We start from the raw sequence: 14020 nt of genomic DNA, 5'->3' as shown, positions 1-14020 counted from the left end.
GCCGAAATCACCTGAAGGCATCACAAAAAAGGGGAAGGCGGGGAAAAAGCGGTGCTTGAAACCTGTTGTACTCGGCTGGCGCAAGCGTCTGCGTGCCGCGAAATCGAACTGCTAAGCGCGACACGCAGACCGCTCGCTCCGGGTTGCAGAAACTATCGGCGGCTGGTACGCCTGCCGCTCATGACGCCCCATAGCGCGCCGCCGCCGCCGCCAAGTGCCGCGCCCGCCAGCGCCCCGCGCTTGCCGCCCGCCAGCGCACCAATCAACACGCCCGCGCCTGCGCCAATCAGCGATCTGGTGGCCACGTGCTTGGCCGTGACCCGGCGGTTGAAGGCGCGCCGTGGCTTGTTCTTCACAGCCATGTAGGTGCCTGCGCCGCCGCCGGCCAGCGCGCCAATCAGCGCGCCTTTGCCGCCGCCAATTGCGCCGCCAAGCCCCGCGCCGGCTGCCGCACCGCCGCCGATCAACAGCGCTTTGCGAGCCGTCGAACCTATCCCGTGGTCTACTCTTGCGGCGCGTGTCTCGCTCGAATAGGCGCGGTCACCGGCGACACCGGCGCGCCGTGTTGAGCTGTAGGCTCGCGTCGAACTGTAGGCTCGCGCCGCGCCTGAGCCTTCGCCGTTTTGGCCAACCGTGTTTTTGTCACAAAGCTGGTTTCGCAGACTGGCCTGCTGATTCTGGCCGTCGTCATATCCTTGCGCGAACCCATCCGTATAGCCGCGCGCAGGGCTGGCCATCTGCGAAGCAGCGGGATAGGCCAGGCTGGCAACACCGGCATTGAAGCCGTCGGCATACCCTGTCTTGTAATCGCCGAGATAGGCGTCACTGGTCGCCTCTTCCGATTTCGGCTGAGCTGCCTCAGGGTTGGCCAGCACCGATGTTTCAAGCGCGCCGCGATTGTTTGCCGAGCGTGGCGAACTGAGCGACAGGATGCCTGCCGCTGCCAGTACCGCCGCGAGCATAAAGGCCATGAATTTCATTGACATGATAGCTGTCCTCCTCGTCTGTGATTCAAAAGCAGGCAGCCGCACCGGTTCTATAGCGTGCGGGATGTACTTTTTACATTGCTTGTCGAAGCAATTTTTCTTTGAATCCGGCGTCCGGCAGACCATATCGTGCATCACGTTGCCGATATGCGCAGCCGGAATTGCTGCCCCGCTTGTCAAAACGCGCGCCTGTGTGGGCACAAGCGCCGGCGATCCTGCCTTACTGCACGATTAAAGGATTAGACCGCCTGCCGTCGGGTAGATTGGCTACAGTCACTGAGTCGCCCGACCGGGCTTTGACCTTTGCACGAAGCGTGCCGTTGTCCACAAAGGTGGTGCGCCGATCAACCCCATTGACGTTGACACTGGCGCCGGCGACAAAGCCCGTACCTTTGACTTCAATCAGCTTCTTCGAGACGCGCGTGATTTGCGTGATTATCGGAGCGCCCGTGCCGCTGACCAGCGAGGCGTTCAGACGATAAAAGCCGGTTGAGCCTGAGTTAAACGCGCCGATGCCGATGACATAAAGGCCCGTGTAGGGCAGCACGATGTTGAAGCGCGGATCGTCGCCATCATTCTGATCGTTAAAGAAGAACTCGGCGCCGCTTTGCGGGTCGGTCAGGTTCACTTCGGCGTCCAGGCGCGAGCCCAATACCTCTGCGTCCACGTCAACGATCAGCGTCTGCCCGGCGGTCGCCGTGAAGCTGTAAAAATCAACATCGCTTGCGCCGCTGATCTCACCAAAAACTGTCGCTGGCGCTTGAGGAAGAAGTTGCGCTGTGGTGCCATTCGGTTCGACTTCATCCACATCCAGGCCGCGCGCGATGTTGAGCAGATAATCGAAACGGTTGCCGCCCAGGTCGTCGGCGTCGGTGATGCCGACGATCAACACTTGATCGCTGAGCGGCGTATAACGAATCACAGGATCTTGTGCGCTGCTGCCAAGGCTCGCAGCTAACAAGGTGCCATTGGCGCTGAACAGGGCGATGTCGGCGATCAAAGACGAGCGCGACAGGCGGGTCGCGAAGGCTTCAATCGTAACCTGCTGCCCGGCCAGCGCGTCGAAGGCAAAGTAATCCACGTCACCATTGAAACTGATCTCGCCAAAGAGGTTGACGGGCAGGGAAACGCCCTGTGCCATCGTGTCATTGGGCTCGATCTCGTCGCGGTCGCCGCCACCCGTGCCAAAGCTCTGAAGCGCCGGCGCACTCGGAACCTGTGATTTTCGTGCGAACGCGTTGACCTCTTCGTGACCCGCGGCGCGCTGACGTCGCACCTGTGATTCGCGTTGCGCTTGCGCAGTGAACCTGACTTCGCCGTGCATTCGCTGGAAGGCCGCGTCGCGATCAAGCTCAATGGTCGCTGTGCTGCGTGTGTAGGATTTGTCGGCGTTTGTCGGGTGCGTAATCTTTAAGCCCGGCTGGTTATCCTGGGCGATGACGTAGCTAGCCGTCAGTAACAATGCGGCAGCGGTGGCCGCGATGGCGCGTTTGAGGGATGACGAAAACATACAAGTCCTCCGGCAATCCCATCTGCTCCTATCCGTATAACCCCGTTTTGGGATGTGCGAACAGAGCCTTGCGTTCACCGCTCGTAAACATTTTCTTCAACTCATTGCCGGAAGGACAATCTCAAAGCTCGTGCCGACGCCGACTTCGCTGGCGAAGCGAATCGTGCCGTTATGCAGTTGCACGGCGCGGAAGGCTTGCGCCAGGCCGATGCCGGTGCCGCCTTTTTTCGTCGTGTAAAAGAGATTGAAGATGCGGTCGCGCGCTTCTGGCGAGATGCCGACGCCGCGGTCTGTGATCGTGATGCAGGCCGAGCCATCGCTGCCGCGCCAGGTCTTGACTTTCAGCGGCCCACCTTCAGGCATGGCCTGCGCGCCGTTTTGCATGACGTTTAACAACGCTTGCTTCAACAGGTCTGCGTCACCCTTGACGACCAGCGGGCCGCTCTCCATGTCGCGGCTGATTGTCACCCCGCGCTCGGCGGCTTCGATGCCCGCGAGGACGACCACCTGGTTGATGACCGCGTTGACGTCCACCGGCTCCATTTTGATTTCCAGAGGCCGTGTGAAATTCAAGAAGGTCTGCACGACGCGGTCGAGCCGCTTGATCTCGCTATCCAGGATTTCAATCTGCGGCTGTGGGTCAGCGGCGCCGTTTTCGATCTTCGAGCGCAGAATCTCCAGGTGAATCACCATCGCGTTGAGCGGGTTCTTCACTTCGTGGGCGATGCCCGAAGTGATGCGCCCCAGGTCTGCGAGCTTCTTCGACAAGTCCCACTGCGACTCATATTTTTGAAACGATTCGTAATCGCGCAGGCTGATGAGCGCGCCGACAGGCTCGCCGCCGTCTTCGATGTACTGCACAGAGGTGAGCAACTGCCGTGTGCGCGTGCCGTCAGGGATATAGAGCGTCGTGCGCGCTACGCTCTTGCGCTCGCTGAACGCGCGTTCGACGGTTTCGACGAGCGGGTGATTGGCGCCGAGCGACTCGTCAATCGGCAGGCCGGTTAATTCGACGTTTTTGAGGCCGAGAATCTGTTCGGCGTCCGGGCTGGCGAGGATCACGCGACCGTCGCGATTAATGAGCAGCAGCCGCTCTTCGAGGTGGCTGATGACTTGCCGCAGGCGGCCACGCATCAACTCCAACTCGCTGCGCTCGCCGGCCAGCCGCTCGCTCAACTGCCTGAGCCGACTGGTCACCCCGGTCAGCACGTCGTCCTTCGGCAGCGCGGTTTCTTGAATCGCCTCGGTCTCGCCTTCCATGCCAATGCGGTCAATGTCCGTGGCGATGGCTTGCAGTGGACGGAGGAGCAGATTCGCCGAGCTGATCGCCACTACCGCCGCGCCGAGTATGGCTAGCAATCCGATAATCAGGTTGTTGCGGATCGGCGATCTGAGTTCCTGCCGCAAGGCGGCTGCCGAGATGCCAATGTGAAGACGCCCGCGGAACGTTGTACTGTCGCCGGATTCCGATGCTGACTTTGTTGCGCCCGTATCTGGGCTCGCCGCGTGATCTTCGGGAATGTTGATTTGAAACTCGTAAACCGGCGGGCCAAAGAAGACCCGTGACAGTTGAACGTAAGCGCTTTCGTCGCCCAGGCGCTTCAGATCAGGCCGCTCGGCGGAAATGTCGCCAATCATGTGCCGGTTGGCGGCGGCTTCGTTGCGCCCGCGTTCATCGGTGATGATCTGCCCACTGACGTTGGTCAGGTAGATGTAAGAGATTGAGCGCGATGAAACGATGGTCGAGTCCATCAAGCTACGGACATCAGAATGCTCGCTGGCAACCGCCGCATAAGGGTTACTGTCACCATGCGCCAATTCTTGATTGACCGCGTACTTGATCTGTTCGGAAATCTGCGCCGCTTCTTTCTGCGTTCGATTGATAATGACTGAGGTAAGCGTCGCGATGTTGATGATCGTGGCGACGAGCACGACCATTGCTACCAGTGCGGTAATCAAGGTGATCTGGCGACCACGCAGGCCGAGGTGTGGCAAGCCCGCGGCGCGCGCCGACTCTTCGGCGTGGTCGAGTCGTGCTTTTTCTGTCAGTTGTTTTCCTGCCGTCGCCGCAACATCCATTGCTTCGTCTAACGATGAGTAGGAAATGATGAATGATGAATGATGGATTGCGGAAAAGCTGCCGGCTTGCGATGGGCGCAAGCTCTGGCAACTCATCATTCATCATTCATCATTTCCTACTCATCCCTTTCAATTCCAGCTTCCTTGTACGCCTTGAGCTTGTTGTGCAGCGTCTTCAGACTGATGCGCAAGGTTTCCGCCGTGCGCGTCTTGTTGAAATCGGTGCGCGCCAACGTGCTCAAGATGACACGGCGCTCGACTTCATCGAGCGGCATGCCGATTGGGATCATCACGGCATCAGCAGTAGGTGAGGGTGTCTGGCCGGTTACGTGGAGCGGCAGATGGCGTTTTTCGATCTGTTCGCCATCACAAATCACTACCGCTCGCTCAATGACATTGCGAAGCTCACGAACATTGCCGGGCCAGTGATAGCCCATCAGCAACTCCATCGCTTCGGTCGAGATCAGTCGCGCGGTCTTTTGGTGCCGCCTGCTTAAGTCATCGATCATGTGCTGCGCCAGCAGCGGGATGTCATCCCGGTGGTCGCGCAACGGGGGCAGCTTGATTGTAATTACGTTCAAACGGTACAGCAAGTCTTCGCGCAGCCGGCCTTCCTTGACGGCGCGGATGGGGTCCTGGTTGGTCGCGGCGATGACGCGCACGTCGACGGCCAGTTCTTTACTGCCGCCGAGCCGGCGGACGCTGCGGTCTTCGAGGACGCGCAAGAGCTTTGCCTGCAATTGCACGGGCATCTCGGCCAGCTCGTCGAGCAGCAGCGTGCCGTTATTGGCAAGCTCAAAGCAGCCGATGCGCCGATCCGCCGCGCCGGTAAAGGCGCCCTTCTCGTGGCCGAATAGCTCTGACTCCATCAGCGTTTCGGGCATGGCGGCGCAGTTGATCGCGATGAACGGTTGCATCGAGCGCGGGCTCAACTTGTGAATGGTGCGCGCGACCATCTCTTTGCCGGTGCCGGATTCGCCGGTGACAAAGACCGACACGGCGCTCGGCGCGACCTGCTCGATGAGCGTGTAAATCTCGCGCATCGCGTCGGAGTTGCCGACCATCTCGCCAAACGCGCCATACTGTCTGAGCTGTCGGCGCAGCACCGCATTCTCGCGCCGCGCACTGCTGAACTCGGCGGCGCGCTTCAACACCAGTTGCAAGCGCCGCATATCTATCGGCTTCTCGAAGTAATAAAAGGCGCCCTCGTCTTTGACCGAGCGAATCGCCATGTCTACGGACCCTTGCCCGGTCAGCAGGACGACAGCGATGTCGGGGTGTTCCTGGCGCAGCCGCGACAGCAGCTTGAAGCCGTCGAGGTTTGGCATGATCACGTCGGTGATGACGACCAGCGGCGAGAAGTTTTCGACGCGGTCCATCGCGTCGAGGCCATCGGCAGCCGTCGCCGTTTGGTAGCCCCAACCCGACACCAGCTCGCTCAAGCCCTGTCGCGCGGCTTCTTCGTCATCAACGATGAGCACCCGTTGGTCGGACATAGAAAGAGAGTTTAGCACATCCACCCGTGTCACTGATGAGATTTTCCGAGGTCGCGGGCAGCTAAATTCGCTTATCTTCAGGCGTCCAGCGCTCAATCAGAACGAACATCGTGCCGCCGCAGACCATGCCGTCGGCTTGCGCATAATCGTCGTTCAGGTTGAATTCGTGAACGTCCATCTCGCCGGTTTCCAGAGTCTCGCGGCAAATGGCATAGATGTCTGCCTCGACGCAGCCGCCGCCGACGGTGCCGATAAACGAGCCGTCTTCAAAGACGACCATCTTGGCGCCGACCTGTTGTGGCGTCGAGCCCTTGGTTTTGACCACGGTCGCCATTGCCGCGGCGCGGGCGCCATCGTCGAAGCGTTTGTACATCTCGCGAAAGATTTCCGCGGGCGACAAGGCGGCGCCAAAGAGTTTTCGGAAGTCGAATGGTTCGGCCATAACTTTGCTGCCTGCGATTGCGTGCCTTCATCTTACACAGGGCTGAAAGTCGTGGGCAAGATGGCGATCAACCCGGGGCCAGGAAATGGCCAGGTGCATCAGCGCGCGGGCTCGTTCTTGCGCAGCGCGCGCTGGCTCTCGTTCAAGCCTTGCTCGGCGGCCTGATAACCGGGATCGAGCGCCAGCGCCTCTCTGAAAGCCGCAACCGCGAGATCGTGCCGGCCATAGGCGGCGAGATAGCGACCACGGTTCGTCAACATCACTTTGTAAATCGGCAGCACTTTGATTCTTACCACGTCGTCGTCGGCGAACTTGAGCGAGCCATCATTCAAGCCGCGGGTTTCGAGCGCAACCTCAGGCGGGGCGACGAAGCCGCCGCCTTTATTGCTGACCTGAAAGACCAGACCGCTGGGCACGAAGTCATAGGTTTTTCGGAGCCATTCACTAAATTCATGATCCTGGCCCTGTGTGCTTACGGCAACGTTCGACGTGACATAGACCGGCGCGCTCTGGATGTGATTGGTGACGAACGCCTCAAGCATGTCATAGAAGCGCGTGTTGATGCGCTGGTTCAGCGTCACATCGCGATTATAAAGCTCCGGGTCTTGCTCCCAGTGGCGCAGGTCTTCTAGAAATGCAGCCACCTTGTCACGCGCTGCCGCCATCATTTCCGGATAAGCCCGGTCAAGGTAATCGTAATACCACGAGCGGCGCAGTTGCAGGATATCAATGGCGACGACGTCCTTGCGTTCTCCTTCGACTTCGCGCAGGTAAAGCAGCGGCGAATAGACCTGCCAATCGTCGGTCAACAGCATGCCGTTCGGCCCTGCCGTCTTCAGGATGTTCTCGACATAATCGCGCCCAATGAAGTACTGATGGCGATTATCAAATGCGTAGTTGCCGGCCAGCGAAATCGCCGGAATCAGTAGCGCCAGAATCAGTGTGATGGTTGTCGCCAGTTTCGCCGAAAGCGGCGATTGCCGCAGCCGATTGACCAGCCAGACCAGGCCACTGGCTGCGAAGAGGCTCAGGGTCAAGAATGTCGGGAGGTAATAGGCGTCTTTGTCTTCGGCAATCTCATAATTCAGCGCCCAGGCCATGTCGAATAGGATGACCAGCACAAAGCACCAGAACAGCACGCGGTCGCGCTTGAAGAGGGCAACCGCGCCGGTCAATGCCAGCAGCAACGCGAGCGGCATCCATGCCGGGTTGAACTCGCGCCCGACAAGCGTAAGGAATTCTTTGAACTGTTTGCCGATGATCGCCGGCGAGAACTCGAAGAAGGTCTGGTACTGCCGGCCCGTGATGTGCCACCAGACTCTTTCCAGCGACCGCGGATCGCCCCAGTTGAGCAGCGGCCCCGCGCCAGCGGCGAGCGGCAGGTAAACGTAAATTGCCAGCCCCGCAAAGGCGAACAGCGCGGCTCTCAAGAGGCGTTTGCTTGTAAAGAAGCCGAAGCCTTCAGTGGCCATCACCAGGAGCGCGAACGCCGGCAGGGTCACCGCGACACTGACGTGATGGACGCCCAGGGCCAGGCCAAAGGCGAACGCCGCCGCGTTCAGCCAGCGGTCGTGTGAGCTTGCGACTTGACCGCTACGCAGCGCCTTGCCGCTTGTGGCGCGCTCTTCGAGTATCCGCCGCCTCCAGCTAAACATCAGGAAGAAGATGGTCGCGATGAGCAGCGCATTCAATGTGTAAACTTCGGTGATTGTCGCGTAAGCCCAGAGCGTCCGCGAAAACGCAAACAGTAGCCCAGCCATCACGCAGGGCACGACGGCTATCCAACTTGGCAGGCCGTCAGCGGCGGCGGCGATGGGCTCAGGCTTTGCGGCTGGCTTCCTGGCTTTGCCTTTACCCTTCTTCGGTTTCTCGACCGTAGCGGGGCGCGCCGCCAAGCTCAAGAGCATTTCCGCGCCAACCTGTGTGAGCATCGCGGCGGCAAGCGCCGCAAAAAGCGCCGAGGCGAAATTGACACGCGCCGCGACCGAGCCGAAGGGGAGCCACGTGAAGAGATGAGCCAGCAAAACGTAGAGGGGAAATCCAGGCGGGTGCGCGACCCCGAGCGATTTGGCCGCAACGATCAACTCGCCGCTATCGACCAGTGTCACAGTCGGCGCGAGCGTCGAAACGTAGAGCGTGATTGCCGCTACAAAGACGAGCGCGGCACAGATCAGACGAACCCGCGTCGAGGCGGGCGGGTTCGCGGCTGGCGTCGGAGCGGTCATTCTTTCTTCGCTGCTCTCTTGTAATTGGTAAAGCGCGCTTTGACAGCTACGCGAGTCCAGTAGCGCCCATCGCGGATGCGATCATCTGCGGTCAAGAAGGCCGGAAACCAGAAACGTTCGACATTCTGATAGTAGGTTTCGAACTTCGATGGGCGATGCGGAATCTGTTCAGGCAGCGCCTCGCCGACCACTTTGACGACGCAGAGGTCTTGCTCGTCAATCCAGATACGGCCCCGCAGGTAACGCTCGCCGCTCTTGTCCGGGTCGGGCAGTTTCACTTTCGGCTGGACATCGAAGACGTAGGTGTTCAATTCGTCAACCGGCTCGCGCCCGACGTAGTTAAATTCGTAACCTCTCAAGCTGTCGGGGGTGATGACGAATTGGTAAACCCGAATCAGATTGTCGGCGGCAGTTGTTCCGATATGGACGTCTTCGGCAAGCGTCGAAGTGTTTTCAATGATGCGCTCCTGCCGCCTGCCGTTTCTGTCGAAGGTCATCTCAGAGAGGCGGTAAAACTTGCCGGTGATCGTATCGGCCTGGCTGATGGTTTGAATGGTCAGCTCGGACAAATAACTATAGTCACGCAGCGCCGCCAGCAATGCGTTGCCTTTCTCGGCGCTGGCGGTAAGGATTTCAGCGGGCGTCCGCGCTGAACTTGTCTGGGCGCGGATTCGGCCGGGCACGACCGTCGCCAGTATCGCGACAGCCAGTAGCCCGACGGCGAGCCGCAGAGGAGATAAGAAATTGGCGTTCATCCCCGGATGCTTACTCTTGATCTACGGATGATCGATCAGGGCCGGTCGCCGGGACGCTTGAGCTTCGGCTCCTCGCTTGCGGCCGGCGGCTTTTTCGGATTTGGCGGCGGCGTCTTGCTCTTGTCGTTGTTCCGTTTGTTCTCTTCGTCGTTGACATCAACGTCATCGAGAACCTTAATCCTGCCGCCGAACTTCTTATAGTTGGTAAAGCGCACCGTCATGCGCATGTGAACGCTCGGCCCCTTCTTAAAATCCAGAACGTCGTCGGCGTAGATGTAGGTCGGAAACCAGTACTTGCCATCAATATTCTCGCGGTAGCTCTCGAAGTGCGGGAACTTCTGATTGCCGACTTCGGGGACCGCCTGGCCCTGCACCTTGACGACCTGCAAGTCTTGATCGTCAACCCACATGCGCCCTTCAAAGTAGCGCTCGCCTTTAACAAACTGTTTCGGTTTGACGTTGAAGACGTAAGTGTTCAGCTCGTCAACCTTCTCCTTGCCGACGTAATCGATCTGATACTTGGGCAAATCCTCTGTGGTCAGCGCGAAGGGCTGCACGCCCGCAAGGTCGTGCATGTCTTCAGCCGTGATTTGCAGCTCGACGAGTGTGGGCGACGGGAAGTAGGTGATCTTCTCAATGCGGTTGCCGCGGTCGTCGTAAACGATATCCGAAACGCGCTTGAAGCGGCCCGTGATCGAGCCGGCCTCGCCAATGGTCAACAGGTCGAAATCCTGCGTGAAAGTATAGTTATTGCGAGCGATCTTGTTCTCGCTCTCGGCTGCGGCGAAGCGGCGAATAACTTCGGCGATCTCAGCCGGGACAGCGGCCTTCGAGGTTGAACCCGCTTTCGGCTGTTGCGCAAAAAGCGCCGGGCACGCGGACACAAGCACTATCAAAAAGGTAATGAATCTTCTACTCATTGCATATCTCCTGCTCAAGCATTCATTCAATTGTAACGGTCTCGCGTCATCGCGCACAAGACGGGCTGATTGTTTACCGGGCGGTAAAAATGAGGATGTGAGCGGCAAGCGTCGGGGTTGCCCGGCTTTAGTTATGATTGACGCTCCGCGCCGCTTCACATATATTTGGGCGTCGGACCGCCTCGATCCTCGGCCCTGCCCGATAGTCATTTATCGGGGCATCCCGCGAGTCGTGACGTTCTCTTAGGTTGCCCGGAGGAAGTTATGTTGTCGTTGTTGCGCTTGTCGCCCGGACTCTGCAAACGCCTGGTCGTTTTGCTGGCCATCGGACTCATTCTCTTGCTGCGCGGCTGGTCATCGCCCCAGCACGTCACCGCCGAAACGCGGCCCTCGGATTACAAGAGCTTCGAGAGCCCGCAGGTGCATCCACTGTCGTTAACCCCTGACGGCACGCGCCTGCTGGCGGTCAACACACCCGATCACCGCCTCTCCGTTTTTCAATTGACCGGCGAACTGCCACAGCTCGTCACCGAGATTCCTGTCGGACTTGAGCCGGTCAGCGTCGTGGCGCGCAATGACCATGAAGCCTGGGTGACGAACTGGCTCTCGGATTCGGTGAGCGTCGTCAACCTGACTACCGGCAATGTCGTGCGCACGATTGATGTGGGTGATGAGCCGACCGATGTGGTCTTCGCGGGCGGCGAACGGCAGATGGCTTTCGTCTGTGTTTCGGGACTTCATCAGATCAAGGTTTATGATCCCGATGTGGCTGATAGCGCGGCGCAGGTCATTGACATCCCCGGCAAGCAACCGCGCGCTTTGACACGCGATGCATCGGGCAGCCGCGTGTTCGTTTCGGTCTTCGAGTCAGGCAACCAGACGACCGTGGTTTCGGCTAATAATGTCAAAGATGCCGGCGGGCCGCCAAAGGCTAAGCCAAAGATGGCCAAGAAGCTGCCGGATGCGCCGAGCGTCGGATTGATTGTTAAGTGGAACGGCACGCGTTGGGCCGACGAGCGCGGCAAGACGAACTGGACGCCCTTCGTCCCTTACACGCTGGCGGACACTGATCTCGTGGTGATTGATGCCGCGAGCGCCGCGCCCCAGATCAAGACTGAAGTCAGTGGGATCGGCACCATCATCGGCAACGCCGTATTTGATCCTCTAAGCAATCGCCTGTTTGTCGCCAACACCGAAGCTCACAACGAAGTCCGCTTCGAGCCAAACCTGCGAGGGCAATTCGCTACGACGCGCCTGGGCGTCGTTGACTTGAGCAGCAGCGCGCCGCGTGTGCAAACCGTTGATCTCAACCCGCACATCGATGTGAATCTGCCGGACGGGTCGGATGCCGAGCGCGCCGCCAGTCTCGCGCTTCCGGCAGACATCGCGCGCGCCGCTGACGGCACGCTTTTCATTGCCGCCACCGGTTCAGCCAGGGTCGGAGTGCTCAACTCAGCCGGCGTCATCCAGCGCCGCATCGCCGTCGGGCAGGGGCCAACCGGCCTTGCCATTGACGAAGCCCGGCAGCGGCTTTATGTCCTCAACCGCTTCGACGAATCGCTGAGCGTCGTCGATCTGCGCTCGCGGGCCGAGCTGAATCGCGTCGCCGTCGGTTTCAATCCCGAACCGCAAAGCGTGCGCGACGGGCGACGATTCCTCTACGATGCCGGCCTCTCAGCGCATGGTGATTTGGCGTGCGCTACCTGTCACTGGAATGGCCATCGTGATGGGCTGGCCTGGGACCTGGGCGATCCGAAGGGCAGCCTTCAGACGGTCGGCCAGTTGCTGCCTTCGACCTTCCACCCGATGAAGGGGCCGATGACGACCCAATCGCTGCGCGGCATCATCGGCAACGAGCCGCTGCACTGGCGCGGCGACCGCGGCAAGCTCGACGATTTCAACCCGGCATTCATGTCGCTGCTCGGCGGCCCGCGGCAGCTCACGACGAGCGAGATGGCGGCGTTCGCGGCATTCGCACAAACGCTCACCTATCCGCCCAATCCATTGCAGAACCTCGACCGCAGCTACCCGAATCCGCCTTCGGGGCCGAGCGCCGAGCGCGGGCGGCAGATGTTCAATAACAACCTGCTCGATGCCGCCGCTTTGCAATGCAACGCTTGCCACAACGCCAATCCGGGCTTTCGATCAGGAACTAACAACCTGATCATCCCCGGACTGCTCTTGCAGGAGTCGCAGGATTTCAAGGTGCCGCAATTGCGCGGAGTCTATCAGAAGGTCGGCATGGTCAACGCCGCCGGTAAGCAAATCTCCGGCTTCGGCTTTATCCATGACGGCTCGGTTGACACGCTGCTTGATTTCCTGCGGGTGCCGGTCTTCACTTTCAGGAATGACGATGACCGCCGCGACGTCGCCGCCTTTGTGATGGCGTTTGATAGCGGCATCGCGCCCACGGTCGGCGTGCAAACCACGGTCAATGGCACGCCGCAGGATCAAGCAGCCGCCGAGCGCATTCAGCTTCTAATTGCTCAAGCGGGCATTGGCAATTGCGACCTCGTCGTCAAGGGCATCTATCAGGGCGAGCGCCGCGGCTTTGTTTACGTCGGCAATGGGATGTTTCAGCCTGACCGCCAGAATGAATCGCCACTCAGCTGGCAGGCGCTGGCGCAGGCCGCGCGGGTCGGTTCCGAGCTGACCTTTACGGGCGTGCCGGTTGGCTTCGGGCATCGCCTCGGCATCGATCACAACGGCGACGGCAAGCTGGACGGCGACGAGTGAGCGGGGCTGAAAAAGTTCGCTTTCGACGGGCATTAATCCGCCGGACAGCTATAATAGAACTATGCGGCGCGATGCTGGTGGAAGCATCGCAAAACCAGATTACTCTTCCGCTATGACATTCAGCGAGCGTTGGCTGTGCCCGTGGATGGCACGGCGCGAACAACGCATCAACTAAGGAGGAATTCAATGGCAACAGGGTCGTACAAACCCAAGCAGTTCGATCTCAGCGGACTCACAGGCATCTCAGACCAGACGCTGGAGATGCATTTCAAGCTGTATGAAGGTTATGTCACCAACACCAACCTGCTGACCGACAAGATCACCGAGATGTTCAAGAGCGGGCAAGGCACGCCGGCTGACTTTCCGGCCTACTCAGAGCTGACGCGCCGGCTCGGCTTCGAGTACAACGGCATGGTGCTGCACGAATACTACTTCGGCAACATGAAGCGCGGCGGCGGCGCGGGCGATCCCGACAAAGGGTCGGGGTTTTTCCAGGCGGCGGAAACCAGCTGCGGCGGCTATGACACATGGAAGGCCGACTTCATGAGCGTCGGCAAGATGCGCGGCATCGGCTGGGCCGTCTGTTATCAAGACCCGACCACCGGCCAGTTGTCGAACCATTGGATCACGCTGCACGAGATCAACAACATCGCCGGCTTTACGCCCATCCTGGTCATGGATGTGTGGGAGCATGCTTTCCTGCTCGATTACAAGCCCGCCGAGCGGCCAAAGTATATCGAAGCATTCTTCTCCAACATCGATTGGGACGCCGTCGAAGCGCGCTTGAACGCTGCCAAAGCAACGCGCTGATTGGCGGCTGATCGCCAACCGCGATTGCTTTTTGCCTTTCATCGAACCGGATTGCTCGCCG

At 59.7% G+C, this 14020-nt stretch carries 10 protein-coding genes; 2 read left to right on the top strand and 8 right to left on the bottom strand.

Annotation, left to right across the window (positions count from 1 at the left end; translation table 11 throughout):
• Positions 1–152 precede the first annotated feature (152 nt).
• The 8 genes from VJ464_29600 to VJ464_29565 all read right to left on the bottom strand — a co-directional run bounded on the left by VJ464_29600 (position 153) and on the right by VJ464_29565 (position 10413).
• Entirely contained in the window at positions 153–986 is an 834-nt protein-coding gene (locus VJ464_29600) for a hypothetical protein (protein ID HKQ09315.1), read from the bottom strand.
• Positions 987–1206: 220 nt separating this feature from the next.
• Positions 1207–2496 (bottom strand): PPC domain-containing protein, encoded by a 1290-nt coding sequence (locus VJ464_29595; GenBank protein ID HKQ09314.1) that lies wholly within the window; start codon positions 2494–2496, stop codon positions 1207–1209.
• A gap of 96 nt (positions 2497–2592) precedes the next feature.
• Positions 2593–4674 carry an ATP-binding protein gene (locus VJ464_29590; protein HKQ09313.1) on the bottom strand — a complete coding sequence of 694 codons (2082 nt, stop codon included), beginning with the start codon at positions 4672–4674 and terminating at the stop codon, positions 2593–2595.
• Between the two features lie 17 nt (positions 4675–4691).
• Positions 4692–6071 carry a sigma-54 dependent transcriptional regulator gene (locus VJ464_29585; GenBank protein HKQ09312.1) on the bottom strand — a complete coding sequence of 460 codons (1380 nt, stop codon included), beginning with the start codon at positions 6069–6071 and terminating at the stop codon, positions 4692–4694.
• A gap of 61 nt (positions 6072–6132) precedes the next feature.
• Complete coding sequence (locus tag VJ464_29580) at positions 6133–6513, bottom strand: XdhC family protein (protein HKQ09311.1); 381 nt, start codon at positions 6511–6513, stop codon at positions 6133–6135.
• Positions 6514–6611: 98 nt separating this feature from the next.
• A complete protein-coding gene (locus VJ464_29575) occupies positions 6612–8738 on the bottom strand; it encodes a DUF2723 domain-containing protein (GenBank protein HKQ09310.1) in 2127 nt (708 codons plus the stop codon).
• Positions 8735–9493: a hypothetical protein gene (locus VJ464_29570; protein ID HKQ09309.1), complete on the bottom strand. Its 759-nt coding sequence runs from the start codon at positions 9491–9493 to the stop codon at positions 8735–8737. The genes VJ464_29575 and VJ464_29570 overlap by 4 nt, the downstream gene beginning before the upstream one ends.
• A gap of 35 nt (positions 9494–9528) precedes the next feature.
• Entirely contained in the window at positions 9529–10413 is an 885-nt protein-coding gene (locus VJ464_29565) for a hypothetical protein (protein ID HKQ09308.1), read from the bottom strand.
• 264 nt (positions 10414–10677) lie between these two features.
• Between VJ464_29565 and VJ464_29560 the strand changes: the two genes are divergently transcribed.
• Together VJ464_29560 and VJ464_29555 are read left to right on the top strand one after the other, a co-directional pair.
• Positions 10678–13149, top strand: coding sequence for a hypothetical protein (locus VJ464_29560; GenBank protein ID HKQ09307.1), 2472 nt, complete (start codon positions 10678–10680; stop codon positions 13147–13149).
• 186 nt (positions 13150–13335) lie between these two features.
• On the top strand, positions 13336–13959 hold the full coding sequence (locus tag VJ464_29555; protein ID HKQ09306.1) for a superoxide dismutase: 624 nt from the start codon (positions 13336–13338) through the stop codon (positions 13957–13959).
• Positions 13960–14020 lie beyond the last annotated feature (61 nt).

The organism is Blastocatellia bacterium, assembly GCA_035275065.1.
Classification (GTDB): domain Bacteria; phylum Acidobacteriota; class Blastocatellia; order UBA7656; family UBA7656; genus DATENM01.
Note: the sequence above shows the minus strand (reverse complement) of the source record. Positions and strands in the feature narration are given on the sequence as shown.

Coding starts and splice junctions, on each gene's coding strand:
- VJ464_29585 (HKQ09312.1), bottom strand. CDS start 6,071: ATGTCCGACCAACGGGTGCTCATCGTTGATGACGAAGAAGCCGCGCGA.
- VJ464_29560 (HKQ09307.1), top strand. CDS start 10,678: ATGTTGTCGTTGTTGCGCTTGTCGCCCGGACTCTGCAAACGCCTGGTC.
- VJ464_29595 (HKQ09314.1), bottom strand. CDS start 2,496: ATGTTTTCGTCATCCCTCAAACGCGCCATCGCGGCCACCGCTGCCGCA.
- VJ464_29555 (HKQ09306.1), top strand. CDS start 13,336: ATGGCAACAGGGTCGTACAAACCCAAGCAGTTCGATCTCAGCGGACTC.
- VJ464_29590 (HKQ09313.1), bottom strand. CDS start 4,674: ATGATGAGTTGCCAGAGCTTGCGCCCATCGCAAGCCGGCAGCTTTTCC.
- VJ464_29570 (HKQ09309.1), bottom strand. CDS start 9,493: ATGAACGCCAATTTCTTATCTCCTCTGCGGCTCGCCGTCGGGCTACTG.
- VJ464_29580 (HKQ09311.1), bottom strand. CDS start 6,513: ATGGCCGAACCATTCGACTTCCGAAAACTCTTTGGCGCCGCCTTGTCG.
- VJ464_29565 (HKQ09308.1), bottom strand. CDS start 10,413: ATGAGTAGAAGATTCATTACCTTTTTGATAGTGCTTGTGTCCGCGTGC.
- VJ464_29600 (HKQ09315.1), bottom strand. CDS start 986: ATGTCAATGAAATTCATGGCCTTTATGCTCGCGGCGGTACTGGCAGCG.
- VJ464_29575 (HKQ09310.1), bottom strand. CDS start 8,738: ATGACCGCTCCGACGCCAGCCGCGAACCCGCCCGCCTCGACGCGGGTT.